The following is a 22,603-nucleotide window of genomic DNA, read 5'->3' as shown; positions in this document are numbered from 1 at the left end:
CAATAATTTTCAAGTTAAGCCAGTAAATCCTTATGTAAATCATCGACTTCAACCAATGCAGAATCTATGTCCACAGGAAAAACCGAAGGCATGATTCCTTCAGACTACATTCCAGGTAACCATTTTTGAAGGAAATCCTCCAGCTCAATTCTTTTGGGAATGCAAGCTATCCATTCGTTCTTAGCGAAGGCTCCTGCGAATTTTTTCATTAGGGAACAATGGCAGTAAAATCCTCTCCATATCATCCTTCGCGGTTGCCCAGCCTTCCAGATATAAACCCCAAACTTCCTCATAATCTGCTGCTTTTTTTATGAAGTATTCATATCTAACCTCTGCAGGCTGCCTGATAACAGCTTCAAATTCTTTTGAATTCATAACCGTTAATTCTCCTATCTATGCCCGTCTTTTCTTGCCTGAATATATCCATAATATACACACGTCCCATTTTGTCTAAGGTCCTTTACCTCAAAACCGCATTTATCATAGAAGCTGAAGTTGTTGGCTGAAGTATGGGCAAACCAGTCTCCATGAGGAAGTTTCTGAACACATAATTGCACAAGCTTTTGGCCGATGCCTCTTCCCCTATATTCTGAGCGGACTGCCAAATCCATAATGTTCGCAGCCATAATTTGATCGGATATAACTCTGACCATGCCGACCATCTTAGTTTTATCCCATACTGTAAAGGCCCAGATTGAATTCTTAAATATTAGCGAATACTTTTCCTTTTGCCATTCAGGAGTATTCCTGGCCCAACCGGCATCTTGAAATAATTTCTCAACCTGGGCAGCAGGGACGCCTTCTGTGCCTTCTCGAATGACTAGGCCGTTAAAATATTGATACATGCATAATCCCCTTTATCTTTGTTATGGATATATATTCTTTATTAGACTCACGATGTCCTGCCAGTGTTTCACAAGGACCTCGGACGGTTAATTTTGTCTTATTTGAGAAAGTCTAATTTCAGGGGGTGTTTACTGCATGGTTAGGCATAAGCCCGTTGATGGAGATAAAAATAAGCGAGGCACTGATGGACAATTGCATGGCGGAACACTAGAAACCGCCGACGAATTTTTCGAGTCAATTTTCCAACAAGGAATTGAAAAGGAGAATGCGGACAAACAAAAATAACGCCTTTTCCTGGCGTTATTTTTGTAAGAGCAGTTGCTCAGGACCTCTTAAATACGACTTCTTTTAAGGTCCAATAAAAGGAGCATTTACATATTTTAGCTTCTTCTGCACATCGAGATGTCTTTTAAACAGGTTCTTTTAGATATTTCATCGGTCTGCTCCACTTTAAAATGTTCATTAAATCAAGGTTCTTAGACATTTCATCGTCTGACCCACTTCGAAATGTCCATTAAAACTGGTTTCAAATATTAAGAAAAGCACCCAACCTAAAGATTGAGTGCTTGTCCTTTATTATTTTCCTGTCTGCTTGTTCATTGCTGACATCATTTGATTGATTTTCTTCTGGGATGGTTTCATACCCATTTGCATCATCATCATTTTAAGCATTTGTTCGTTGATTGGCGGATTTTTCTTCAAGTAGCTCTCCATGTATTTACGAGCAATGAAAAATCCTAGCGCTACACCGACAACCAATGCCAGTATACCAACTAGAATTATTGTCCACATAAAACTTCCTCCTTCATGTTGTCTAACATACAGTGTACTAAACCAACAGTTATTATACAATATCTGTTGGTTTTTTTCTCTATTAAAAACACTCATTTAATAAACTTTTCGCTATTTCACAAATAAAATGCACCAAATAGTACATCAACCTGGTGCATCTTTTTTATTAAACATATTTCTGCTCTTTTATCGGTTTAAGCCAGCCGTATTTACTTGAAGCCAGATCAATGGCAAGGAATGATGATTCACATTTTCGCAGAATTTCAAAAAATATTGTTTCAGTATCGACCTTACCAAGGGAATCCAGTTCCAGCCATCTTTCGTGAACTCTAAGTGTTGCTGAACCTTTATTTGATTTGTTGTCGTATACATATGTTCCGTTATCAACATAAAACCCTTGTGCCTTTGAAAGCTGCTGATGCAGAAGCTGGTGGATGCGTAAGGCAGGAATAGGCCTGGTCACGAAATCTACCTGTTTGGATATGATGGATTTCAGATCACCTCTTGCTTGACTATATTCCAAAAATAGTTGGTAAAACATCCGTTCTCTTCCAAAATAATGAGAGGCAAATTCATCTTCTATTAGATATAGCTGGTAGGACCTCAATTGATCCCCTCCTCTGCAGACAAGCTTTTGTCTATATTATAGAAAAACGATAAGTCTGCGTTTGTCTAAAGATGCCGAAAAAATCCACTAATCCTGTCGAATTCAAAACTTTCTTACTTTTTATTATAAATACTAGCTTTTCAGTTGTCACGAATTTCGATGACAGAGCAAATTTTTCAAAAAAAAAGGCATACTCCTTGGTATTGAGGGGAATATATCAATGTTACTTTGAAAGAGAAAGGATGACTATACATGGCTACAGTACTTTATATTACAGCGAATCCAAAACCGGTTGAGGAATCATTCAGTCTATCGGTTGGGGAAGAATTTATCAAAGCTTACCGCGAAAACAATCCTAACGATGAGGTTGTAAGACTTGACCTTTATAAAATGGACATTCCGTTTATTGATACAGACGTTTTCAGCGGCTGGGGCAAGTTACAGCAGGGAACTGCCTTCGAACAACTTAGTGATGATGAAAAGCAAAAAGTGAGCTCAATCAATCAACTTACAGACCAATTTATTGCGGGAGATAAGTACATCTTTGCTACTCCTTTGTGGAATTTCAGTTTCCCGCCAAAAATGAAAGCCTACATTGATAACATTGCAATTGCCGGAAAAACCTTTAAGTATACTGCTGAAGGACCAGTTGGTTTGCTAGGTGATAAGAAAGCCCTTCATATACAGGCTCGCGGCGGGGTGTATTCAGAAGGACCTGCTAAAGATTTGGAGTTCGGTGACCGTTATCTTCGTGCAGTACTTGCCTTCATGGGAGTGACTGATGTTGAAACGCTGGCGGTAGAAGGTATGGCAGCTACTCCTGACAAAGCCCAAGAAATTAAGCAGCAGGCCATCCAGCGCGCTAACGAACTCGCAAAACAGTTTTAGTCCAACAAAAAAAGCCTGTTCAGGCTTTTTTTCTTTATTATTTTACTCCGTCCAAAGGAATTTCCTTGCGGTGGTCAAAGCTAAAACCTATTTCTTCATTGATTTGCTGTTCCTCTGCATTTCCCTGTTGGGCAGCCTGATTCGCCATAGCACCTTCCAAAGGAATATCCTTTCCATACTCAAACATTGTATCCACCTCCTGAATATTATTATGGGTATTTATAACTAATATATTTACCTTTCTGTTTCTTTTTTCCTGCAAACTTACGACAAATTTTTTTATAAAAAAAACACCCATTGATATGGGTGTTAACAATGAAGACAATTCTGAATAAATTTAGATTGGGTTAGTGAAAATTCTTATAAAACTAAAATGAACGTTTAGTCGACTCCTCGCTCAGATTACCCTGGTTACTAACTGATATAGTTTCCATATGCTTTGCAACCTTTGTGCTATAAGTAAAATCTCCATAACAATAAGGATAGCGGAAATTGTTCTTATTGCCTCCGCAATTATAAGTTTGCGGATTTTTTTCCACCTGAATTTTCGAAAACTTCTTTGCGAGCTCCTCACTATGTTTTTTACCGTTTTGGGCTACATAGTCGATATAGCCGATGCCCATATTATATGACTGAATAACGGTCGGAAAATCGACTTGCATCTTTTCTCCGTGGCTCACAACCCGGTTAAAATACTTAACACCCTGCTGTATGCTTTTTTGAGGATCCTGGATGGTATTGGGGGCCAATCCTAATGATTCAGAAGCCTGCATCGGATCACCGCCCTTCCCTTTGCTTTCCTGCATCATTAAAGCAGCAACTGTAACAGTATGCTCCTCAAGGCCTACCTTTTGCAATTCCTTTTCTATCATTGGAGTATACTTTGCTACCTCTCCAATTGAACTGTTTACACCTACATTGATTTTCATTAAGCTTTGATTATATATATCAAGGAATCTATCAAAAAGAAAGAAGCCTACAAAGGCAAAAAACAGCAACATTACCAGATTGAAATTTCTTTGGACTTGCTTCTTTTTAGGTTTCTTTTTCGTGTATTTCATTCATGACTTCTCTCCCAAATAATCTTCTTACTCTATTTTATTAGAAATCATCTAAAGTTAAAAGGGAGCTGCAATTATTTTGCAGCTCCCTTTGCCTTATTCTTCGTAAATCATTTTACGAGTCATGCCGCCATCAATGATTATGTCTTGACCATTAATAAAATCATTTTCAGGATCCGCCAAATAAAGGCATGCCCTTGCTATATCTTCCGGTTTCCCAACACGGTTTGACCAGTGCTGATGATGGTCCTTCTCACGCAATTCATCATAATCTGCTGTCTGGATCCAGCCCGGGCTAATGGAATTCACTGTGATTCCTTTTTCTTGAAGAGAAGCGGCCAATGCATGGGTCAGGGCAACAATTCCACCTTTAGAAGATGCATAAGCTTCTGAATTTGGTTCTGACATTATTGCCCTTGTCGATGCCATATTGATAATCCGTCCGCCTTCTGTCATTTTTTTCGCAGCTTCACGGGATCCAATGAATACACTCCTTAGGTTTGTGAAAATGACATCCTCCCATTCCTCTGTCGTTAATTCAAACAAAGGTTTGAACCGGGACACCCCGGCATTATTGATCAATACATCAATTTGCCCGTAATCATTCATTATATTTTCTATAAGGCTGACAAGATCTTTTTCTTTCCTCACATCTGTTCTATAAAACGCCGCTCGTCCTCCAAACTCTTTTAGCCTGCCAATCAATTTCAATCCCTTTGCTTCATCTATGTCAGCAATACATACATTCGCATGCTCTTTCGCAAATACTTCAGCAATTCCTTCTCCAATTCCATTAGATCCACCGGTTATGATGACGGTCTTGCCATCAAACTTACCTGGCATAGTTAAATCCTCCTTTTAAAACAATATTGATTTTATTATTGATTCCACTTTAACCATCATTTTAACCTTATGTATTAAATAAGCCAGACTGCAATGACAGTCCGGCTCCTAATTACTTTTTATCTTCTGTTGATACCTGCCACTCAATTCCAAATTTGTCTGTCACCTGTCCATAAGCCGAACTCCAGAAGGTTTCCTGAATAGGCATGGTAACCTTCCCGTCCACTTGCAGTTTCTCGAAAATCTCTGCTGCTTCTGCAGCATCATTTACCAAAAGTGCAATCGTTACCTGGGATCCAAGCTGATATGGGTGTCCAGGAAATGTATCAGATAACATCAAGCTAGCATTACCGATTTTCATCTGTGCGTTCAATACTCGATCCTTGGCGTCTTCCGGCAGTGGGTATTCAGGATTCGCAGGCATATCACCAAATGTTTGCAGGCTGATCACTTCTGCTCCCAATGCCTCCTGATAAAATTTCACAGCTTCCTGGCCATTTCCGTTGGTCACTAGATAAGGAACAATTCCTATAATCATGTCAGCACCTCTTTTTATTTTTATGGAACGTGTGTTCTTATCACCACTTTACCATATTTTTCATCATAACACAATCAAGCCTTTAAACGAATTAGATAAAAGCCAAATCAGTTTCTGAAAAACGTTCATTGCTATCCTAATGCTTAAATAAAAAAAGAGTGTGGAAACACCACACTCTTTAATCAATTTACTTAGTTTTGCTCAAGTAATGCTTTTACGCGTGCTACGACATTGTTTACTGAGAATCCATACTCTTCCAGAATTTTCTCTCCTGGAGCTGAGGCACCAAATGTATCGATGGCAAGTACTTCTCCTTCATCACCTACATAACGATGCCAGCCCAGTGAAGAGCCCATCTCGATTCCGAGGCGCTTCTTGACAGACTTCGGAATGACACTTTCTTTGTATTCTTTTGATTGCTGTTCAAAGCGGTCCCATGAAGGCATGCTGATAACAGAGACATTAATACCTTCGCCAGCTAAAGCTTCTTGTGCTTTGACGGCAAGTCCCACTTCTGAACCTGCAGCAAGCAGTAATGCATCTGCCGTTTCCTTGCCTGCTGGAGAAATAACATAGGCACCTTTCGATACTCCTTCGTAGGCATTCTTGTCTGTATCCTTAATTGTCGGCAGGTTTTGGCGAGTTAGAACTAGAGCAGTAGGTGTCTTAGTTGATTCCACGGCCAGCTTCCATGCTGCTGCAGTTTCGTTGCCATCAGCAGGACGGATTACGGACAGGTTCGGCATTGCGCGAAGGCCAGCGAGCTGTTCAACTGGTTCGTGTGTTGGACCATCTTCACCAACTGCGATGCTGTCATGCGTAAATACATAGGTTACAGGCAAGCCCATTAAAGCAGCAAGTCTGATAGCAGGCTTAAGATAATCAGAGAACACAAAGAATGTTCCGCCAAATACTCTTAGACCGCCATGAAGTGCCATACCGTTCATAGCTGCACCCATTGCGAATTCACGCACACCGAACCAGATGTTGCGTCCTTCGAATGAACCTGGGAAGAAGTCACCTGTTCCCTTGATCATCGTTTTGTTTGAACCAGCAAGGTCAGCTGAGCCACCGATTAAATAAGGAAGGTTTTTAGCGATTCCATTGAGTGCTTCACCTGAAGAAGCTCGGCTCGCAAGACTCTTTCCTTCCTCGTATACAGGGATATCCTTATCCCATCCTTCAATTAGCTCGCCCTTCATTGCTTTATCAAGCTGGGCACCTAGCTCTGGATATTCACTCTTATAGTTTGAGAACAATTCATTCCAAGCTTTTTCAGTCTGTTCACCTTTTTCAGCAATTTCCTGTTTGAAATGCTCATAAACTTCATTTGGCACATGGAAATCTTCTTCAAAGGTCCATTTGTAAGCTTCTTTCGTAAGCTTCAATTCATCAGCGCCAAGTGGAGCACCGTGAACATCGGATTTACCTGAGAGGTTAGGTGATCCAAAACCGATAATTGTCTTAACTTCAATCATTGTCGGACGCTCTGAATCTGTTTTTGCTTCTTCGATGGCTCTTGCGATTTCTTCCAGGTTATTGCCATCTTCAACTCGGATATATTGCCATCCATATGACTTGAAACGGCCTTCGACACTCTCCGAGAAAGACTTATTAAGATCTCCATCCAGTGAAATATCGTTTGAATCATAAAGAACAATCATTTTGCCCAATTTGAGGTGAGCTGCAAGTGAAGCCGCTTCAGCAGAAACGCCTTCCATTAGATCGCCATCACCGCAGATGCTATATGTATAGTGATCAACGATATTATAGTTATCCTTATTGTAGACTGCAGCTAAGTGACGCTCAGCCATTGCCATACCAACTGCCATGGCAATTCCCTGACCAAGCGGCCCAGTTGTTGCATCTACACCAGCAGTGTGCCCAAATTCTGGGTGTCCCGGTGTCTTACTTCCCCACTGGCGGAATTGCTTAATATCTTCCATTGATAAATCGTAACCTGCAAGGTGCAGCAAGCTGTATAACAACATTGATCCGTGTCCAGCAGACAGGACGAAACGGTCGCGGTTAAACCATTCAGGATTTTTAGGGTTGATGTTCATGTAACGAGTCCACAATGTGTAAGCCATTGGAGCTGCCCCCATCGGCATGCCTGGGTGACCGGAATTTGCCTTTTCAATTGCGTCAATTGATAAAGTACGAATGGAATCAATTGAAAGCATATCAATTTCTTTAAACATTAAATACATCCTTTCTATAGGTACTAGCTACATCCTTAATATTATAGCGAGAGAAATTATTATACAACAAATTATGCCTGAAGGTGACAGAAAAGGCCGTATTGTTATTTATTTTGACACAAACCCTCTGTACTTATGTAAAAGCTAACAGCTAAGGAGTAAACTGGAGAACGGTTAAGGCATTGCTATTACGAGTGAAAATCTAACAAATGTCTATCCCACTTCTAACTTTCCACTAATTAAAGCCTTGTAAAATGTTCTTTTATTTTTCAACCACTTTCAAGGATAGCTTCCTGATAGATTAAAAAATAAAAATGGAATACATGGGTCATGTATTCCAAGTGAATATATTAATGTAACTTATTCTTCATTTTTTCTTCTTTTAATTTTTCAGGTGTAACATCATTGCCCTCTGGATCAACAATGGTAACTCCCTTTAGTGTATTAAGCATAGAAGAACGGAATGACTGGAGGTATTCAGCACGTAGCTTTGTTTGCTCCTTTGCTTCTTCTTCAGTCAGATTGGATGATTTTGCTTTCCTTGCCAGTTCATTGATCCTGGCAATCTTATCACTTGATAGCATTGTAAAGCTCCTTTGTAAAAAATTACGTCAACTGTCATCTTACTAAAAAATTTATAGTTTTACAAGAAAGGAGCCTTATTCTTCCTCCGACTCTATATACTCAAGATACCTTCGGTTCACGGTTGCTTTGGATACGTTATAGCCAAACCCTTTTAAGGTAGCGGCAATTTCTGCAAATGTAAGGCCATTGTTCCGCAGCCTGACAATTTCCTCAACCGGCATTTCTTTGCGGTCCCTGCCGGAATGCTCACCCTGATTTTTAAGATTCCGCTGCGGCTTGTAACCGTGCTCCACCGCTCGTTTCATTCCGCGTTTGATTTTGATATTGTGGATTTTCCTCTGGTACTCTTCTACCATACTGACAATCTGGAGCACCATGGAATCTGATTCAGAGAGCTGAAGTTCTCCATTGTGTGAGATGCTGTATAACTTTACATTCTCCTTAATGATGCAATGAAGGATTGCGACTTTTGCATTCCCTCTGCCAATTCTGGTTTCATCCTGAATCAACAGTGCACCGATCGCCTTGTCTTTAATCAACTCTAACAGCTCCAGTATTCCATCCCTTTCAAGGTCATAACCGCTAGCCTGTTCCTTAATTATGTTCACTACTTCGAACCCATAATCATCCGCAAGGCGGAGCAATTCTTCTTCTTGCCTGGCAAGTGATGTTTCCTGTGTTTCCTTGGTTGTACTTACGCGGCAATAAATAATCGCTTTCATGATGTCATCACCTTATTCTATGTACAAATTATCTTTCCGCGCCCGCTATTTGAGTGGGTTCTGCATACTCAGCTGTCACAGGGATGACGAGCTCGTCTCCTGGAAAGACCTTCTCGCCGATGATTCCATTTTCTTTTTCCACCCAGCTCACGAATTCATTTTCCGATAAATTATGTTCAGTTGCATAATTTTCAGCAATCTCCCATAATGATTGCCCTTCTTCTATAGTAACAGTTATGTATTCATCTTCGTTATTTAAATGCGCTTTTGCAACAAGTGAAAAAATGATGCTGACAGCAAGCAGGATTAATGCGTAAGAATAGTTTTCCCATATTTTTTTCATATTTGACACTCCCTAACGAATATATGTTCGCTCATTTGAATTCATTATAATACGAACATTTGTTTTGTGTCAACTTAAAATTCGAACTTATGTTTGTATCCAATGAATAGACATGGTATAATTAGGACAAGAAAATATACGAGGTGCGTGAATATGACAAAGTTATCTAAGAGGCAACAAGATATATTTGAATTCATAAAAGGTGAAGTCAAGAAAAAAGGGTATCCACCATCCGTACGCGAAATTGGCGAAGCAGTTGGACTTGCCTCAAGTTCGACAGTACACGGCCACCTTGCAAGGCTTGAAAGCAAAGGGCTGATCAGACGCGACCCTACGAAACCGCGTGCCATAGAAATTCTCGAGATTGAAGAGGAAACGCGTATCCCTAAATATAATGTCGTTAATGTCCCTGTGGTTGGTAAAGTTACTGCCGGTATGCCTATAACAGCAATTGAAAATGTAGAAGAATACTTCCCTCTCCCAGACCGACTGGTCCCTCATGATGAACAGGTATTCATGCTGGAAATCATGGGTGACAGTATGATAGAAGCTGGAATCCTTGACGGAGACTATGTCATAGTCAAGCAGCAAAAGACTGCTAATAATGGAGACATTGTTGTAGCAATGACAGAGGATGACGAAGCAACGGTAAAACGCTTTTTTAAAGAGAAAGACTATTTCAGGCTCCAGCCGGAAAACTCATCAATGGATCCAATTATCCTTCGCAATGTGTCCATCCTTGGTAAAGTTATCGGCGTATATCGTCATATGCACTAAAAGCAAGCGGACACCGCTTGCTTTTTTTTCGTTCTATTAAACTTCCATTATGCGAACCGGCTCTATGAGAAACGCATAATTACGTCCGGACAGGAAGAAACACTGACAACTTGTCCCTTTCTGAATAAGATACCGTGTAAGTATTTTAAGAAAGGAAAGGAGTTGAGTCTCGTATGGGATACAATCGAAATGGCAATGATGTTGCAGGGGTTTTTTATCCTAACCGTAACAAGAATCAGGTAAGAGCAACTATTGATTTTGAAGACCTTTGCGATGCAGTCCGCCGTTGCCTTATCAATGATTTGGTTGCTGGTGCAGAAGATGCGAATGATGATCGTGATCGCCGTCATAGAAAGTGCGGATGCAGAGACTAATTTCATCAAAAAAATCCCGAAGGCTTTGGCCTTTCGGGATTTTTCCTCATCATTGAATATTGGTAACAGGAAGCACTCCTCTTATCTCTTCCATAAATTCTGCTTCTTGCGCACTGGTAAGCCACAAATGCACCGTGCCATAATCCTGGCTGCTCCTGATCAAACGGCCAAATCCCTGTCTTAATCGAAGCAGCATGTATGGAACATCTACTTCTGCTGCAGGATTAACCGCATGCTTTCGTTTTGCCTGGAAGACCGGGTCATGTGGAGGGAATGGCAATGACGCAATAATGACCTGGATAAGAGATTCTCCTGGAACATCAAGACCCTCCCATAAACTGTACGAGCAAAGTACCGTACTAGTGTCACTCTGAAAGTCTTTAACGGTTTCACTAATCTCACGGTCACCTTCGAACAGAATGGCAAAATCCCATTCCTGATTAGCCGACCATGTTCTGAAGCGCTCCATTGCCTGTATAGAAGAAAACAATACCAGAGTGCTTCCATTTGTTGTTCGCAGGTCTGCCCCTATCTTCTCCCATTTGTTGATTTCGAAATCCTGTATATGTGCTTTCACTTCCATTTGCTCTTCATAATCAAATGGTGATGCGACAGTGAAGGATGAATATTTTTCAATCCCAAGACTTTTTGCTATATAGTTAAAGTCACCTGCTTGGGATAAAGTAGCTGATGAAAATACAAACGGAATGTTTTGTGAGAAGACTTCTTTTTTCAGAATGTCCTCTACCAGACGAGGCATGATGACAAGAGAGGACTGGACGTCATTCTCCTCAAGCCAGAAAATACCTTCATCATTCTTCAGGAATATTGATAATCCATAAGCAAAAAACTCAAGATACTCCTCCATGATCTTCAAGTGATATTCATCAATCAGGAACATTTCCGCGTCAAAAACGAGCTGGTCCATTAATTCACTGACTTTCTTCTCCAGTGTCTCAGCCGTTTTCCTTATAGATGGGTGCATCGCTACTTCTTTTCGGTTTGAACCCTCAACAGCAGTTGAGTTTTCAACCAGAAGGTCAAACCATGAATCATGGAGTTCCACAATGTCCTCTATTAAATAAAGAGATTCCTCCCTGACATCCTGATGCATGTAACCTGTTAACACCGTTGTCAATGTCTTTGAATTAAATCTGTAAGTCAAGCCTTTTTGGGCAGCAAATTCAAGCAGATGTCCCTCATCGAAAATGACTGTGCTTGCTTCTGGGAGCAGCGGCAACTGCCCTTCTCGTTTTCGTGAATCTTTTGTCCAAACATGCTCCATATAAAAATCATGGGAACAAATAATCAAATCTCCGGCATGTCGATAGTAATCACGATTTAGGGTTTGTCCGCAGCGATGGCGCCAGCTGCATGTCGAGCATTGCTGCAATGGATCCCAGGCCAGCTGTGACCATTTTTCATTCGTCACCCAAGGATATTCCTTTCGATCGCCATAACGGGAAAACGAATTCATGGAAATGCCTTCATCAAAGATAAAATCAGGAAGCTGATCATGTACATCAAGGATCTCGATATCGTCTGACGTATTTGAAAGCTCATCAAGCTTCTTAACACAAACATATTGTTCTCTAGCCTTTGCGAGACGGACGTCTACCTTCAGCCCCAATGCCTGCTCAAGTTTTTCAATATCCCCGCCTTCTTTTACAAGCTGTTCAATCAGCGTTTCATCTGAGCAGGAAACGATGGCTGGTTTCCCCATATACCGTGCATACAGGATTGCATAGATTAAATAGACGAATGTCTTTCCTGTTCCAACACCTGCTTCCGCGAAAACAATCCCTTTATTCTTGAAAGCCTGCTCCACCTGAAATGCCATATAAATCTGTTCATCGCGCAACTCATAGCCTTTTTCAGGCAAAATATCATAAAAAACATCACCAATATAATCTCCTAATAAATCAAAGAACGTATCATTTTTAGTGATGGTAAATGGAAGATTTTTTGTCATTCAAGTTCTCCTCAATAGTTGATTCAGGCAAAAAGCCAGCTTTTATCATAACAGAAAATAGTGCAGTAAGTGAAAATTTAATTCAGTGAATTATTCATATTACCTAAAGGAATCAATGGGGAGTGGTTTTTATGAATATTAAAAATTGAAAGTACATAACAATTCTTGTTATGGCTACATTGATTTTACTCAATATTTATCAATATAACAAAAGCTCTGCACTTGGAAATAAAAGCAGGAGCAGACTTTCAGCGGACAGTTAGGATTCTATCTTTTTACTTGAAAATGATGGGGGCCATCGTTGGATAAAAATCTAAATGAAAAAGATATCCCAGACTTAAGCCTGGCAGCTGTTAATGAAGGCGAAGAAATCATTGGATATATACCAGGTTGCCTTTTATGACAACTTTCTTATCACAAAGTGTATTTTTACACTAAAGGAGAATATAATGATATCGACATATACTAAGAGGTGTTTTTATGATACGAAAAATCTTAATCGTTTCTGTTGATATCCTGTTCATATGCTCCATTTTGTTCTTTTTCAAAGGGAATCCCATTTCAAGGGCAGAAGCGAAAAAACAGGCGATTGAGTATCTGGAAAAGAAATATCATGGCGAAGAATTCGCACTAAGCAATGGCGGTTATTACCCTGTAGAAGGAACGTACATTATCCGGTATGAATCCAAAAACAAAAAGGTCCATGGCAATCTTGATATCAGGAAAGGAAAAGTACTACATGAAGAAAAGGGAGCTTCCTTGTAAGGGCAAGCTCCCCCTCATTGTTTGTTTCGAATAAACATAAGGTCAGAAAGGGTCAGGCTGAGTGCCAGTCCTAATGGAACGCCAAAATCCCAGCGATCAACAGAATGAGGTTTGAAAAAATAGTTCGCCAGCCATGAAAGGGCCATAAAAAAAGCAAATGAAGCCAAAAACTTCAATAGTCTTTTTCTGATGATAGACGATGGCAATTGCCTGAGGTTCATGATGACCAGAAAAATCTGGAAAAACCCGAACAGGATCAGGAAAATTACAAACCCGATGACAAACCTGAAGGCTATCAAAGTATCTATATCAGCATATATGATGTAAAACACTATAAGAAGAGCTAACAGGAATACTCCATATAAAAAGAAATGAAAAAACTTTGCTATGTTCATACCCTTCACGATTTATTCCCCTTGCAGCAGCTTAGATTCTAAGGCTTGAACCTCTGTTTTATCTGTTAATCTCCCGTAACCTTCATTTTCTTTTTCACTGGTGATCGTTGCTGTGTCTCCCTCGAACCAAATCCGATACTCATACAATCTTTCAGGCATATTTTTCTCTTCCTGAATAAAGAAAGTGACAATTACATCTTCTTTTCTTGCCATTTCCGCTTTCGTCTTCGGGGACCATTCGATTTTAGAAAATGCATGTTCTATTGATTGAAGCACCTTTTTATCTGCGATAAGTCTTTCCTCGCCGTCATTTGTTCCATCTTCATTAATTTTTTGCACATCGATCCTTGTCAGTTCCGGCTCAAAGTTAGAACTGCACCCGCTTATGAACATCATCAACAGCATTGTAATAATTGTAAGCTTCCTCATTTTATTATCCCTCGATTAAATTTTTTATTATATACTTTGAAAACAATCCTAAAAACGCCTTTATTTAAAAATAATTTGATTATAATCTTCTTCTGTCAATTCCTCGATCGAACTTATGACTTCGAGGAAAGATTTGTACAGAAGTTGGATCTCTTGCTGCGTGTCTATTTCCTGAATAGCATCGCTATAGCTGTTTTCGTTCTTGTAAATATGTATCTCTAGCCGCTGCAGACTGTCCGTCTTGCTTTCAAGATAAAGTGTCTGTTTATCACTGAAACTGGAATAGATTTTTTCTGCTCTTAATTGAATGTCCCGGTACTCTTCTTCCCTATTGGGCTTTAAACGGTAGCTATATATTTTTACATACATAATTAAATTCTTTCTCCTTATTTTATTTTTTGGAGAAATCGATAAATTGAACAAAATTAATCTAGTTAGTCCTCTTCATTACCATTACCTTGCATTTTCCAATCAAAATATTCTTTATGAATCCTGGCAATTTGCAGCAGCTTGAATTCATTTGCTTCTGCTAACCTCTTAATTTTTTTGGCTTCGATGATTGCTGTTTTATATAAATTTTCATTAATTATTCCAGATGAAAATGCAGCCAAAAGTTCATCATAGTCTTTGTATAATACTTCTCCGCCAGGAAGGATAATGACGTCAAGGAAGAGGTCATCCATATAAGGACGGCCATTTTCGATCCCATTTTGTAAGCAAATGTCGATATACCACTGAACAACTTCCCCGCCGGCATTAAACATGGTTGTGAGGGAATGTTGAGATCCGGCAGGGAAATGCTGCATCCAGGTGTACCCATCGTTGACTATACAAATCTCTTTATTTCCGTAATGGAAATATAATGGTTCTGTGACTTTATGGACTTTTATTAAAGTAACATATCCATGGAAGCCTTCTTCCTCAAAAAATTCCTGTGTAAACTCCTTATGGATTACCCGCTTCCAATCAGCACGGTCACCGTATTTTCGTTTCAGCTTCGGGTCATTCATACAATTCTCCCAAATTATTAGTAACCGGAATATTGAATTCCTTCAGTTTTTCCAGGATTCTATACTTGTTTTGGCTCACCTTACTGTTATTTGGCAGTACGAACACTTCACCATTTTTGGCGGTAAATTTGTAGTGATCAAAAACGGTTACTCCACTATCTTTAACATAAATCTCCCTGGCTTCCTTAATATCCTTCCAACCATAGGAACGGATTTCATTGAAACTTTTTGAGTCGTTAATATGCATTCCATTGTCGTCCAAGTAATAATAATTTGAAATACTGAACAAAAAAAATGGGATGCTCCCCAACATCAGAAGACTTGTAATCCACTTATAAGCCTTCCTGTCAAACTTCCATTGAACAAACAGATAAAGGAGCAGAGTGGCAGAAATCCACAGCATGCCTACCATAAAAAGAATATAAGCGGATGGCGGTGTCACATAAAACCATTTTTCTTTTGACAGGTAAAGATAATCCTGTATGAAATACACAAACACTAATGGCATGAACAGACTGCTAATGATTAATATGATGGCAGAAACCAATATTATGTTTGAGGTGTTCTCTGTATTGAATGATATTCTAGCCATAACAATTCCCTCCTTTTTCCAGTGTATCTAATTTACGTGTATAAGGGGGAATAGTTTCATAAAAATCTGAAAATTACATTGCCAATTTCTTAAAAATGCCGTTCCATAGGCTCCGTGCAAGGGGAGTATCCATTTCTCCCATAAAACTCGATACTCGTTTCACTTGGCCATACGATGATGAACTCGAATTGATTTTCTTCAGCCCATGAATTCACTGTCGATATCAATCTGCTGCCAACACTCTTCCCTCTATATTCCGGTTTTGTATACACATTTGTCATGTATGCGAATGGATCTGTCACCCTGCCTGGACGGGGAACCTTATGGATTAATTCTATATAGATATGTGAAATGATTTCTTCTCTCTCTTCAGCAACCCAAATGAACCACCGGCCGCTGTCCAGTGAAGACTCAAGAAATTCTTCACACTCTGTTTCAAACGAATGATAGGCAACGCCTTCCGCCATTTTCGGGTAATCCTCCAGTGTAAAATCCCATCTCATCTTTATTAATTGTTTTATATCCTGTTTATTTGCCAGACGAAAATCCATTGAATTTCTCCCCGTTGTTAGAAGCTTGCAATCCTTTAGGACCGAAATTTGCTGCTTTATTAGATGACTTATTTAAGTTTCAGGTCACAATGTTTAAGGGTTGACTATCTTTCATCTATTATTTTTTTATCATCACTGACCATTTTCACAACACCTAACTATTTATCCACTAGCCACAAGCCGCCAATATTGATACCTTGGATTACTTGAATGTCCCCATCGTCATCCTTTAGACTTAATCCTCCTTTGGCAAAAAGCGGATACCAATCAAAGGAGTAATCCTCGATCGTAAAAGCTTTAACTTTTGTCCTTAGTGTTCCTTCAGTGACCACCTCTGTTATTTTTATACACTCGATCCGTAAACACTTGTATTCAGTATTCTTACTAACATACTCCTTAAAAGAATCATGATGATTCGGAACGCCAGCCCCTATAAAAAATAAAATCATCAGTGTTAATAGAACACAATAAGAAAAATTAATTTTATGATCAATGAGCAGGATCCATAGAGCAAGCACTGAGAAAAAACTAATACATAACAGCCAGCTATTATCAAAAAACATACCGGCAAAAAAGGAATTGAAGGCCAGGAACATTAAATACCGGATGACATTCACAATCGGACGCGCCCTGATTTTTTCAGTAATTTCCACCTCTAGTCCCTTCAGCGATTTATTGATAAACAATTGATAAACTGAATACAGAATGACCAGGGCCATAAACAAATAATCCATAAAAATATAATCATCATCCATTAATATCACCTATCCGGGTCATTATGAAGGGTCCTCAAGATTCAGGCTGAACCAGCGGGCATGTCCATCCGTTTCCCCAATTGTGTTCTGGCTTTTTACTCCATCGAGATAGTAATCCATGTGGAGCTTTGCATCGAACATATTATTGTAAATGTGAAAAATACCCCTTTGTTCACCAATCGTTTTTACTGTCTCTAGCAGCTTCTCCTTGCTTGCATCAGGCATTTGATTGGCCACATGTGTATGAAATACACAGATCATCTGCTCTTTAGGAATTTCTGTTGCGAGAGAGCTGAGCATTCCGACTCCGTCTCATTCTATTAATCTCAATGACTGGCTACTCACAAAACTAGCTGCCTTTTCAAAAAGTTCGCGCCTTTCATGGTGTTCCGGCCAGATTAGAGCCTTAAGCCATATATAGTCCTCTGCATCATTTACATCATTAATATGAAGGGCGATACCAATCCTGGCCCCAACTTCCAGGATAGTGCTTTGAGTTAACAGCAGTTTTTTCCCTCTTATTTCTGATGTTAGGTGAACAGCCGAATCCAGATTTCCAAATTTAATACCAGTACCATATGAGTAACTGTACTGATCCACAAAAAGCTGCAAGCCTGCACTGGTCCCGATTTCAACAAGGGCGAGCGGTTTTTTGGCCAATTGAAAAATATGGCTGAAAATCAAATAAAGATAAGAGCAGCGTCTCACTTCATTTGTCTGGACGATTTTGCTTTTCAGCAGCCCAATAATCACATCAGAATATTTCACGCAAAAATCAACGAAGACAGGATAGACGTTTTCTGCTGGGGCTGGTTTTTCTGTCAAGCTTGGAAAGAATTCAGCGAGCGGGTGTTTATATCCGTTCATTAACAAATAATGTACAGCGCCAAAGAATAGATTTGGCACGGGCTGGCCTTCCTTCGATTTACTTGCCAGTTCAAGCATTTTTGGATCTTCCGCAATTTTTAAAGAAAGGGATTCATATAACGGACTTGACCCCTTGCATTCGTAAATAGCAAATTGATTGAATTTCTCAGAAAGCCCTTTAGCCATAAAAACTTCCCCTCCACTTTTTTATATAAAAAATGCGGTTAATCCCACCATAAGAATAATTTCCTGGTCTCTTTCATTTCTTGAATTAAATCTTTGAGCGAGCCTGTTCCCTGTTCCACGATATCTGGACAAAATCCAAAGATTTCTTTTGCAAACGCCTTAAATTCCTGGCCTTCCGGGATTGCCTGATAATTCGCTTCCACCCAGTCAACATCCGCCCCTATGAGTGAATGGATACCTGTGATGCGATTCCTTGAGTTTAGCAACAACCATTTCATTGCTGATATCATAGTTCTCTCCATTGGTTTGCTGAATTCCAAGGATATCGAACTGGTCAGAAACCTTGGCTATACAAATTACTTTACGCTCAAAATCACTTATAAAAGGAAGATACCCAAGTACCTCCAATTTCTCTCTCATTCTTAGTACAAGGTCTTCTGCTTCTTCCTGTTTAACATCCAGACTGACTCCCGCAATCTCAGTCTTTTTGTCATCATATACATCTGTTTTATAAAATGGCCGCAAGCTGCTGTTGGTGTATTTTTTTATGTGGAGTATTGCCTCTTCTGAAATTAAGCTTTTATTGAGTGTTATTTCTTTTTCTGTACCTTTGCCTAAATTGAATAACCTTCTCCAATTCATTTCCTATCCCCTTCTGCGAAAAATGCTACATCCATCAGTTCATGGCAAGTTATGACTTTATCGGCTTTTCCAGTCGGATTGACCATTTTCAGATAATAATCCTCCGCTTTCCAATACCTATTCAGGAATTTTTCAATATTCCTCCGGGTTTTGGCACTTTCCCTTTCAAACCTTACATTTCGAGGACAGTCGATAAAAATTGTATAATCCAAATAACCTTCCCACTCTTCCCGCTGCAGGAAAATGCCTTCGACTATAACAACCTTTTTCCCCGTTAAGTTGAGCTCTCTATATACTTGTTGATCCCATTTATCATCATAATAAGGCAGTGTCAGTTCATCAGATTGACTAAGCTTCTTGAACATAGCTTCCTTCAGCAGCTCCACTTCCCATTGCAGAAAATAATACTCCTGCCATTCCGCTGAACCGGTGCCATACCTTTTCGTACGCTCAACAATATGGTCATCTAAATGGATCACCTGACATGAAAGATGGCTGTCTTCTAGAAAACCAGCGATTTTCTTCACAATAGTTGTTTTCCCTGACCTGCTTAACCCATCTATGCCAATAATCAACCGATTCCGATCAGATAAAACAGAAGTAAACTCTCTTTCTAAATCCACTAACACATTCAAATTTCCAACCTCTCAATTCACTCATTAAATGTCCTTAACATATTCGATAAACCACTTAATATTTCCTTTTTCAGGCAAAAAAAACACCACTTCAAATAGTGGCATTCATTATTGAAGAGCTAAGATAACTCCTGGCTTCCACGATGCTTTCCTTTAACCATATCGGGGAATTTGGATGATCAAAGATTTCTTCTGCAGCCATCCAATACACTGCCGCCACTTCGTCCGGACTTTTTGCAAAAGGTTCCCCAGAATCAATTTCACAATAAAAGACAAGATCAAGGACTTCCCTTCCGTCGGGAAGCACAAATGAAGTGTTCCTTAAAAAAATCATGTGTTCTTTTATGTGGATACCTACTTCCTCCATGAATTCCCTCTGTAAGGTCCTTTCGAGTAAGGCCTTAGAGATACCTTCATTTTCAACCTGGCCGCCGACAAGCGATAGCTGGCCTCCTGCATGTTCCTCTTTGCTGCTTCTCTCAATAATGAGCCATTTTCCGTCTTTACAAACGGCACCTTCAACATTTACAATAAACACGTTTGCTCCCCCTAGTTCACCAATGGTTATTTATGTTTCTATATCTCCTGTTCAAACTCCTTCTTTATGACTTTAGGCCTGTAACTTTTCTCAAAGTGGCATGAGATCTTTATTTTCCAAAAAGTTACACCAATTATTTACCATTTAAATTTACTGAAAATTCGATAAATTTACACATACTTTTCCACCATTACTACTTGTATAATAGTAGTACACCTAGAGTTACCTAAGGTCGACCAACAAAAATCTGGACTTTAGGAGAGTGATCAATTTGTTAGAAAACATGATTTTCGCAATGGTCATCGGTGGATTTGTTGGACTGACAGCCCATGTTAGAAAACGAGGCAAGATCATCATGCCTAGAAGAACAAAAAAATTCATTTACCTTGGTTTCCTGGAAGAAATTCTAACAGGTTCACTGGCGGCGGCTTTACTCGTTGTCTCATCTGAGGCAGACTCGCTTCTCCGTGTATTTTTAATGTCGATTATGGCAGGTTTCGGAGGTGATGCCTTACTCAGAGGACTGGAATTATTCAAAATAAGTAGCGGTAACAACGGCGGAGAGGATGTTGGCAATGAAAAAACCAATACCTCTGCCTGAGAGAAGAAGTTTGCTAACGCCATTGGTCAAGCAGCTTCCAAAGTGCTTGTTTTTTTTTGATAAAAAAGAACTTGGGAAATTTTAATAGCTTCCTTTTAATCCTCTAACAAAAATCTTCATTTAAAAATCATTATTGCAATCCTCTTTATAGCTCAAAACCACTTCTTTATTAACAACCTTTCCACTACTTTAAGCGAATCCTTTTCCATACATTTTTTTATGCGGCGGGGGAAAAGTAAGGATAAAAACGCATAGGAGAAACATGATGGATCTTAAACTTTTCAAGATGATCAACAGACTTTCCGGCCATTGGTCACCAATAGATCGAATTATGATCTTTATCTCAAATCGAATCCGCTTTGCATACCTTCTAATCATCCTATATTTACTAATCAAAAATCGCTTTAACAAAATCATAGCAGGTAATATCATCGGTCCTATCTTGACCAGCCTTGTCGCTCATTTTTTTATAAAATTGTTTTTTAAGCGGCCTCGTCCATTTATTAAAAGACGTGTCGGAATATTGATTCCATCTAAAATGGATTCGTCTTTCCCCAGCAAGCATACGATCCTGGCATTTGCTGCTTCTTCCTCAATTATGATGTTCAGGCGTAAATTAGGTACCGTTATGATGGGTATGTCTGCACTAACTGGCTTCTCGAGAGTCTGGGTCGGCCACCATTATCCTTCAGATATTTTAGGAAGTGCTGTTCTTGGTTCACTGGCTGGTGTAATGACAAGAAATATCTCACTCAGTAATGATGAGGATAAGCAGAGTGCTGACTAGATGTGCAGCTTATGAATAACTTAAAGTATGTATAGATGTCTGCTTTTTAACTGATAACGCAATGTACAAAGATTGCTGGCAGGAATCAGTGTTCATTTGAAAGCGAAGAGCAATCGGAATTTACTTTTTCCAGCTCCTGACTAATTCTGCACAAAGTGACTCCTTCACAGTTAATCTTTTAGTTCAATCCAAAACCGTTTTACTACATTGCCATCTTTCTCAATAAAGCTGACATCTTCTACTCCACCATTTTTGGTAATTGTTCTGGCTGATCCGATATTGTCAGCATCACAAACGACGAGAACCTTATCTATTCCTATTTCCCTCGTTTTTTCCAGCGAATAAGCCAGAATTTTCGTTGCATAGCCTTTCCGCCTTTCACTGGGCCTGATACCATAACCGATATGGCCGCCGCAATAAAACAGCCTTTCTGTCAATCCGTGCCTGATATTGACGACTCCCAATACTTTATTGTTTTCGTTTACGAGCCAATAGGTAGAGTCCCTAACCCATCCTTCCGGAAGGTCGATACCTTTTTCATTTTTAAGCAAAAATTGGACCATGCCGGCAAAATCAGCTGGGTCCTTTTCAATCACCCAGGGAATCATGTCCTCCCCGCTGGCTTTCCACTCATGGTAAAATTCAAGATATTCATTTTGCAGAACTACAGTTGGCTTAATCAGATGAACTTTATCTTCCATTACGAATTCCCCCTACTACCATTCCTTAACTCTTTAAAGATTTTTCTTTCGAATAGTACTACCATCAGCACAAAAGATATTCCAGCTGCTATAAAAAAACCTCTTGCATAAGAAGGAATACTAGCTTCCGGTACACGATCATTGATTTCGAAACCCAGGAAATGAATACCGATTCCTTCTCCATCAACATCTGTCCCAAGCGCCAATAAGTCCATGCCTTGTTTTAAAAGCAATCCAGAAATAACTATTAGAAAGATAGAGACAAGCCACTTTTTCAAATTTAATTCCCCCTGTTCTTTTTCATTAAATATCTCATTCATAAATAGTGACTCAAATCCATACAAAACCAATTGGAAAGCTATATCCATTTACATTTTTAAAATATTAATATAATATTTATTAGTATTTTCCGCTTAATCTTTCCGAAGAACGGGGGAACCAATTGGCGATTTACGCCAGGGGTGAATTCAGCCTGAAGGGGCTTTGCGTTTCCAAGTCCTAACCCGACAGCTAACCTCGTAAGCGACCAAAGGGAACAGAAGATCACAATCTCTGTGGCAAATGACACCTGAAGTGTCTTTTTTTACGGAGAAAAACAAT

34 protein-coding genes, 1 pseudogene and 1 riboswitch are annotated in these 22,603 nt (G+C 39.5%); of the genes and pseudogenes, 7 read left to right on the top strand and 28 right to left on the bottom strand.

Going from position 1 to position 22,603, the window contains the following annotated elements; genetic code table 11:
- Positions 1–104: 104 nt before the first annotated feature.
- Genes B5X77_RS24015 through B5X77_RS14045 form a run of 3 tightly spaced genes read right to left on the bottom strand, consistent with a single transcriptional unit; the run spans position 105 to position 845 of the window.
- Complete coding sequence (locus B5X77_RS24015; RefSeq protein ID WP_176167320.1) at positions 105–209, bottom strand: DUF2750 domain-containing protein; 105 nt, start codon at positions 207–209, stop codon at positions 105–107.
- A complete protein-coding gene (locus tag B5X77_RS14050; protein ID WP_079508607.1) occupies positions 181–375 on the bottom strand; it encodes a DUF2750 domain-containing protein in 195 nt (64 codons plus the stop codon). The genes B5X77_RS24015 and B5X77_RS14050 overlap by 29 nt, the downstream gene beginning before the upstream one ends.
- Positions 376–389: 14 nt before the next feature.
- On the bottom strand, positions 390–845 hold the full coding sequence (locus tag B5X77_RS14045) for a GNAT family N-acetyltransferase (protein WP_079508606.1): 456 nt from the start codon (positions 843–845) through the stop codon (positions 390–392).
- Between the two features lie 136 nt (positions 846–981).
- Here B5X77_RS14045 and B5X77_RS23330 point away from each other — a divergent pair, with 136 nt between their 5' ends.
- Positions 982–1,131: a hypothetical protein gene (locus tag B5X77_RS23330; RefSeq protein WP_176167319.1), complete on the top strand. Its 150-nt coding sequence runs from the start codon at positions 982–984 to the stop codon at positions 1,129–1,131.
- Positions 1,132–1,422: 291 nt separating this feature from the next.
- On the opposite strand, the gene B5X77_RS14040 is transcribed toward B5X77_RS23330, so the two are convergent.
- Together B5X77_RS14040 and sirA are read right to left on the bottom strand one after the other, a co-directional pair.
- The gene (locus B5X77_RS14040) at positions 1,423–1,638 is read right to left on the bottom strand and encodes a YneF family protein (RefSeq protein ID WP_079508605.1); all 216 of its coding nucleotides are present in this window, start codon (positions 1,636–1,638) and stop codon (positions 1,423–1,425) included.
- 166 nt (positions 1,639–1,804) lie between these two features.
- Complete coding sequence (sirA, locus tag B5X77_RS14035) at positions 1,805–2,245, bottom strand: sporulation inhibitor of replication protein SirA (RefSeq protein WP_079508604.1); 441 nt, start codon at positions 2,243–2,245, stop codon at positions 1,805–1,807.
- A gap of 252 nt (positions 2,246–2,497) precedes the next feature.
- Between sirA and B5X77_RS14030 the strand changes: the two genes are divergently transcribed.
- A complete protein-coding gene (locus tag B5X77_RS14030) occupies positions 2,498–3,133 on the top strand; it encodes an FMN-dependent NADH-azoreductase (RefSeq protein ID WP_079508603.1) in 636 nt (211 codons plus the stop codon).
- Between the two features lie 37 nt (positions 3,134–3,170).
- Here the strand turns inward: B5X77_RS14030 and B5X77_RS23325 are convergent, their stop codons facing one another.
- The 8 genes from B5X77_RS23325 to yneA form a co-directional block, all read right to left on the bottom strand.
- Complete coding sequence (locus tag B5X77_RS23325) at positions 3,171–3,320, bottom strand: hypothetical protein (RefSeq protein ID WP_176167318.1); 150 nt, start codon at positions 3,318–3,320, stop codon at positions 3,171–3,173.
- Between the two features lie 181 nt (positions 3,321–3,501).
- Positions 3,502–4,194, bottom strand: coding sequence for a lysozyme family protein (locus B5X77_RS14025; protein ID WP_079508602.1), 693 nt, complete (start codon positions 4,192–4,194; stop codon positions 3,502–3,504).
- Positions 4,195–4,290: 96 nt separating this feature from the next.
- The gene (locus B5X77_RS14020; RefSeq protein WP_079508601.1) at positions 4,291–5,037 is read right to left on the bottom strand and encodes an SDR family NAD(P)-dependent oxidoreductase; all 747 of its coding nucleotides are present in this window, start codon (positions 5,035–5,037) and stop codon (positions 4,291–4,293) included.
- A 112-nt stretch (positions 5,038–5,149) separates the two neighbouring features.
- Positions 5,150–5,575 (bottom strand): VOC family protein, encoded by a 426-nt coding sequence (locus B5X77_RS14015; protein WP_079508600.1) that lies wholly within the window; start codon positions 5,573–5,575, stop codon positions 5,150–5,152.
- A 191-nt stretch (positions 5,576–5,766) separates the two neighbouring features.
- Positions 5,767–7,776, bottom strand: coding sequence for a transketolase (tkt, locus tag B5X77_RS14010; protein ID WP_079508599.1), 2,010 nt, complete (start codon positions 7,774–7,776; stop codon positions 5,767–5,769).
- A gap of 350 nt (positions 7,777–8,126) precedes the next feature.
- Positions 8,127–8,360, bottom strand: a complete 234-nt coding sequence (locus B5X77_RS14005; RefSeq protein ID WP_079508598.1) for a DUF896 domain-containing protein — start codon at positions 8,358–8,360, stop codon at positions 8,127–8,129.
- 75 nt (positions 8,361–8,435) lie between these two features.
- A complete protein-coding gene (locus tag B5X77_RS14000; RefSeq protein ID WP_079508597.1) occupies positions 8,436–9,083 on the bottom strand; it encodes a YneB family resolvase-like protein in 648 nt (215 codons plus the stop codon).
- 28 nt (positions 9,084–9,111) lie between these two features.
- Positions 9,112–9,426 carry a cell division suppressor protein YneA gene (gene yneA, locus B5X77_RS13995; protein WP_079508596.1) on the bottom strand — a complete coding sequence of 105 codons (315 nt, stop codon included), beginning with the start codon at positions 9,424–9,426 and terminating at the stop codon, positions 9,112–9,114.
- 153 nt (positions 9,427–9,579) lie between these two features.
- Here yneA and lexA point away from each other — a divergent pair, with 153 nt between their 5' ends.
- Both lexA and B5X77_RS13985 read left to right on the top strand, forming a co-directional pair.
- Positions 9,580–10,203 carry a transcriptional repressor LexA gene (lexA, locus tag B5X77_RS13990; RefSeq protein ID WP_079508595.1) on the top strand — a complete coding sequence of 208 codons (624 nt, stop codon included), beginning with the start codon at positions 9,580–9,582 and terminating at the stop codon, positions 10,201–10,203.
- 173 nt (positions 10,204–10,376) lie between these two features.
- Entirely contained in the window at positions 10,377–10,577 is a 201-nt protein-coding gene (locus tag B5X77_RS13985; RefSeq protein ID WP_079508594.1) for a hypothetical protein, read from the top strand.
- Between the two features lie 49 nt (positions 10,578–10,626).
- Here the strand turns inward: B5X77_RS13985 and B5X77_RS13980 are convergent, their stop codons facing one another.
- Positions 10,627–12,549 carry an ATP-dependent DNA helicase gene (locus B5X77_RS13980; RefSeq protein WP_079508593.1) on the bottom strand — a complete coding sequence of 641 codons (1,923 nt, stop codon included), beginning with the start codon at positions 12,547–12,549 and terminating at the stop codon, positions 10,627–10,629.
- 480 nt (positions 12,550–13,029) lie between these two features.
- On the opposite strand from B5X77_RS13980, the gene B5X77_RS13975 reads away from it, so the two are divergent.
- On the top strand, positions 13,030–13,314 hold the full coding sequence (locus B5X77_RS13975) for a YfjL-like protein (protein WP_079508592.1): 285 nt from the start codon (positions 13,030–13,032) through the stop codon (positions 13,312–13,314).
- 14 nt (positions 13,315–13,328) lie between these two features.
- On the opposite strand, the gene B5X77_RS13970 is transcribed toward B5X77_RS13975, so the two are convergent.
- The 12 genes and pseudogenes from B5X77_RS13970 to B5X77_RS13915 all read right to left on the bottom strand — a co-directional run bounded on the left by B5X77_RS13970 (position 13,329) and on the right by B5X77_RS13915 (position 19,914).
- On the bottom strand, positions 13,329–13,718 hold the full coding sequence (locus B5X77_RS13970) for a hypothetical protein (protein WP_079508591.1): 390 nt from the start codon (positions 13,716–13,718) through the stop codon (positions 13,329–13,331).
- 3 nt (positions 13,719–13,721) lie between these two features.
- Positions 13,722–14,138, bottom strand: coding sequence for a hypothetical protein (locus B5X77_RS13965; protein ID WP_079508590.1), 417 nt, complete (start codon positions 14,136–14,138; stop codon positions 13,722–13,724).
- A gap of 60 nt (positions 14,139–14,198) precedes the next feature.
- A complete protein-coding gene (locus tag B5X77_RS13960; RefSeq protein WP_079508589.1) occupies positions 14,199–14,507 on the bottom strand; it encodes a hypothetical protein in 309 nt (102 codons plus the stop codon).
- A 65-nt stretch (positions 14,508–14,572) separates the two neighbouring features.
- A complete protein-coding gene (locus B5X77_RS13955) occupies positions 14,573–15,148 on the bottom strand; it encodes a ribonuclease FAU-1 family protein (RefSeq protein WP_079508588.1) in 576 nt (191 codons plus the stop codon).
- On the bottom strand, positions 15,141–15,740 hold the full coding sequence (locus tag B5X77_RS13950; RefSeq protein ID WP_079508587.1) for a hypothetical protein: 600 nt from the start codon (positions 15,738–15,740) through the stop codon (positions 15,141–15,143). The genes B5X77_RS13955 and B5X77_RS13950 overlap by 8 nt, the downstream gene beginning before the upstream one ends.
- 89 nt (positions 15,741–15,829) lie before the next feature.
- A complete protein-coding gene (locus B5X77_RS13945; protein WP_079508586.1) occupies positions 15,830–16,291 on the bottom strand; it encodes a GNAT family N-acetyltransferase in 462 nt (153 codons plus the stop codon).
- A 158-nt stretch (positions 16,292–16,449) separates the two neighbouring features.
- Complete coding sequence (locus B5X77_RS13940) at positions 16,450–17,046, bottom strand: hypothetical protein (RefSeq protein WP_079508585.1); 597 nt, start codon at positions 17,044–17,046, stop codon at positions 16,450–16,452.
- A gap of 21 nt (positions 17,047–17,067) precedes the next feature.
- A pseudogene (locus B5X77_RS13935) lies at positions 17,068–18,099 on the bottom strand (DUF2332 domain-containing protein).
- Positions 18,100–18,137: 38 nt separating this feature from the next.
- The gene (locus B5X77_RS23320; protein ID WP_176167317.1) at positions 18,138–18,302 is read right to left on the bottom strand and encodes a DUF4253 domain-containing protein; all 165 of its coding nucleotides are present in this window, start codon (positions 18,300–18,302) and stop codon (positions 18,138–18,140) included.
- Positions 18,303–18,306: 4 nt separating this feature from the next.
- Complete coding sequence (locus tag B5X77_RS23315) at positions 18,307–18,741, bottom strand: hypothetical protein (RefSeq protein ID WP_079508583.1); 435 nt, start codon at positions 18,739–18,741, stop codon at positions 18,307–18,309.
- A complete protein-coding gene (locus tag B5X77_RS13920) occupies positions 18,738–19,370 on the bottom strand; it encodes a kinase (protein WP_306807382.1) in 633 nt (210 codons plus the stop codon). Before B5X77_RS13920 ends, B5X77_RS23315 begins: the two co-directional genes overlap by 4 nt.
- A gap of 97 nt (positions 19,371–19,467) precedes the next feature.
- Entirely contained in the window at positions 19,468–19,914 is a 447-nt protein-coding gene (locus tag B5X77_RS13915) for an NUDIX hydrolase (protein WP_079508582.1), read from the bottom strand.
- Positions 19,915–20,185: 271 nt separating this feature from the next.
- On the opposite strand from B5X77_RS13915, the gene B5X77_RS13910 reads away from it, so the two are divergent.
- Positions 20,186–20,515 (top strand): DUF4257 domain-containing protein, encoded by a 330-nt coding sequence (locus tag B5X77_RS13910; RefSeq protein WP_139378357.1) that lies wholly within the window; start codon positions 20,186–20,188, stop codon positions 20,513–20,515.
- 262 nt (positions 20,516–20,777) lie between these two features.
- A complete protein-coding gene (locus tag B5X77_RS13905) occupies positions 20,778–21,302 on the top strand; it encodes a phosphatase PAP2 family protein (RefSeq protein WP_257391810.1) in 525 nt (174 codons plus the stop codon).
- Between the two features lie 170 nt (positions 21,303–21,472).
- Here B5X77_RS13905 and B5X77_RS13900 read toward each other — a convergent pair whose 3' ends face one another.
- Together B5X77_RS13900 and B5X77_RS13895 are read right to left on the bottom strand one after the other, a co-directional pair.
- The gene (locus tag B5X77_RS13900) at positions 21,473–22,003 is read right to left on the bottom strand and encodes a GNAT family N-acetyltransferase (protein WP_079508580.1); all 531 of its coding nucleotides are present in this window, start codon (positions 22,001–22,003) and stop codon (positions 21,473–21,475) included.
- Positions 22,003–22,323: a hypothetical protein gene (locus B5X77_RS13895; protein ID WP_176167316.1), complete on the bottom strand. Its 321-nt coding sequence runs from the start codon at positions 22,321–22,323 to the stop codon at positions 22,003–22,005. The genes B5X77_RS13900 and B5X77_RS13895 overlap by 1 nt, the downstream gene beginning before the upstream one ends.
- Before the next feature lie 80 nt (positions 22,324–22,403).
- Positions 22,404–22,544, top strand: a riboswitch (cyclic di-AMP (ydaO/yuaA leader).
- The last annotated feature ends 59 nt before the right edge of the window (positions 22,545–22,603 follow it).

This window comes from Mesobacillus jeotgali, from assembly GCF_900166585.1.
Classification (GTDB): domain Bacteria; phylum Bacillota; class Bacilli; order Bacillales; family Cytobacillaceae; genus Mesobacillus; species Mesobacillus jeotgali_A.
Note: the sequence above shows the minus strand (reverse complement) of the source record. Positions and strands in the feature narration are given on the sequence as shown.

Excerpts from the sequence above, each read along its gene's own strand:
- B5X77_RS24015 (WP_176167320.1), bottom strand. The coding sequence starts at position 209 with ATGAAAAAATTCGCAGGAGCCTTCGCTAAGAACGAATGGATAGCTTGC.
- B5X77_RS14050 (WP_079508607.1), bottom strand. The coding sequence starts at position 375 with ATGAATTCAAAAGAATTTGAAGCTGTTATCAGGCAGCCTGCAGAGGTT.
- B5X77_RS14045 (WP_079508606.1), bottom strand. The coding sequence starts at position 845 with ATGTATCAATATTTTAACGGCCTAGTCATTCGAGAAGGCACAGAAGGC.
- B5X77_RS23330 (WP_176167319.1), top strand. The coding sequence starts at position 982 with ATGGTTAGGCATAAGCCCGTTGATGGAGATAAAAATAAGCGAGGCACT.
- B5X77_RS14040 (WP_079508605.1), bottom strand. The coding sequence starts at position 1,638 with ATGTGGACAATAATTCTAGTTGGTATACTGGCATTGGTTGTCGGTGTA.
- B5X77_RS14030 (WP_079508603.1), top strand. The coding sequence starts at position 2,498 with ATGGCTACAGTACTTTATATTACAGCGAATCCAAAACCGGTTGAGGAA.
- B5X77_RS23325 (WP_176167318.1), bottom strand. The coding sequence starts at position 3,320 with ATGTTTGAGTATGGAAAGGATATTCCTTTGGAAGGTGCTATGGCGAAT.
- B5X77_RS14025 (WP_079508602.1), bottom strand. The coding sequence starts at position 4,194 with ATGAAATACACGAAAAAGAAACCTAAAAAGAAGCAAGTCCAAAGAAAT.
- B5X77_RS14020 (WP_079508601.1), bottom strand. The coding sequence starts at position 5,037 with ATGCCAGGTAAGTTTGATGGCAAGACCGTCATCATAACCGGTGGATCT.
- B5X77_RS14015 (WP_079508600.1), bottom strand. The coding sequence starts at position 5,575 with ATGATTATAGGAATTGTTCCTTATCTAGTGACCAACGGAAATGGCCAG.
- tkt (WP_079508599.1), bottom strand. The coding sequence starts at position 7,776 with ATGTTTAAAGAAATTGATATGCTTTCAATTGATTCCATTCGTACTTTA.
- B5X77_RS14005 (WP_079508598.1), bottom strand. The coding sequence starts at position 8,360 with ATGCTATCAAGTGATAAGATTGCCAGGATCAATGAACTGGCAAGGAAA.
- B5X77_RS14000 (WP_079508597.1), bottom strand. The coding sequence starts at position 9,083 with ATGAAAGCGATTATTTATTGCCGCGTAAGTACAACCAAGGAAACACAG.
- yneA (WP_079508596.1), bottom strand. The coding sequence starts at position 9,426 with ATGAAAAAAATATGGGAAAACTATTCTTACGCATTAATCCTGCTTGCT.
- lexA (WP_079508595.1), top strand. The coding sequence starts at position 9,580 with ATGACAAAGTTATCTAAGAGGCAACAAGATATATTTGAATTCATAAAA.
- B5X77_RS13985 (WP_079508594.1), top strand. The coding sequence starts at position 10,377 with ATGGGATACAATCGAAATGGCAATGATGTTGCAGGGGTTTTTTATCCT.
- B5X77_RS13980 (WP_079508593.1), bottom strand. The coding sequence starts at position 12,549 with ATGACAAAAAATCTTCCATTTACCATCACTAAAAATGATACGTTCTTT.
- B5X77_RS13975 (WP_079508592.1), top strand. The coding sequence starts at position 13,030 with ATGATACGAAAAATCTTAATCGTTTCTGTTGATATCCTGTTCATATGC.
- B5X77_RS13965 (WP_079508590.1), bottom strand. The coding sequence starts at position 14,138 with ATGAGGAAGCTTACAATTATTACAATGCTGTTGATGATGTTCATAAGC.
- B5X77_RS13960 (WP_079508589.1), bottom strand. The coding sequence starts at position 14,507 with ATGTATGTAAAAATATATAGCTACCGTTTAAAGCCCAATAGGGAAGAA.
- B5X77_RS13955 (WP_079508588.1), bottom strand. The coding sequence starts at position 15,148 with ATGAATGACCCGAAGCTGAAACGAAAATACGGTGACCGTGCTGATTGG.
- B5X77_RS13950 (WP_079508587.1), bottom strand. The coding sequence starts at position 15,740 with ATGGCTAGAATATCATTCAATACAGAGAACACCTCAAACATAATATTG.
- B5X77_RS13945 (WP_079508586.1), bottom strand. The coding sequence starts at position 16,291 with ATGGATTTTCGTCTGGCAAATAAACAGGATATAAAACAATTAATAAAG.
- B5X77_RS13940 (WP_079508585.1), bottom strand. The coding sequence starts at position 17,046 with ATGGATGATGATTATATTTTTATGGATTATTTGTTTATGGCCCTGGTC.
- B5X77_RS23315 (WP_079508583.1), bottom strand. The coding sequence starts at position 18,741 with ATGAATTGGAGAAGGTTATTCAATTTAGGCAAAGGTACAGAAAAAGAA.
- B5X77_RS13905 (WP_257391810.1), top strand. The coding sequence starts at position 20,778 with ATGATGGATCTTAAACTTTTCAAGATGATCAACAGACTTTCCGGCCAT.
- B5X77_RS13900 (WP_079508580.1), bottom strand. The coding sequence starts at position 22,003 with ATGGAAGATAAAGTTCATCTGATTAAGCCAACTGTAGTTCTGCAAAAT.
- B5X77_RS13895 (WP_176167316.1), bottom strand. The coding sequence starts at position 22,323 with ATGAATGAGATATTTAATGAAAAAGAACAGGGGGAATTAAATTTGAAA.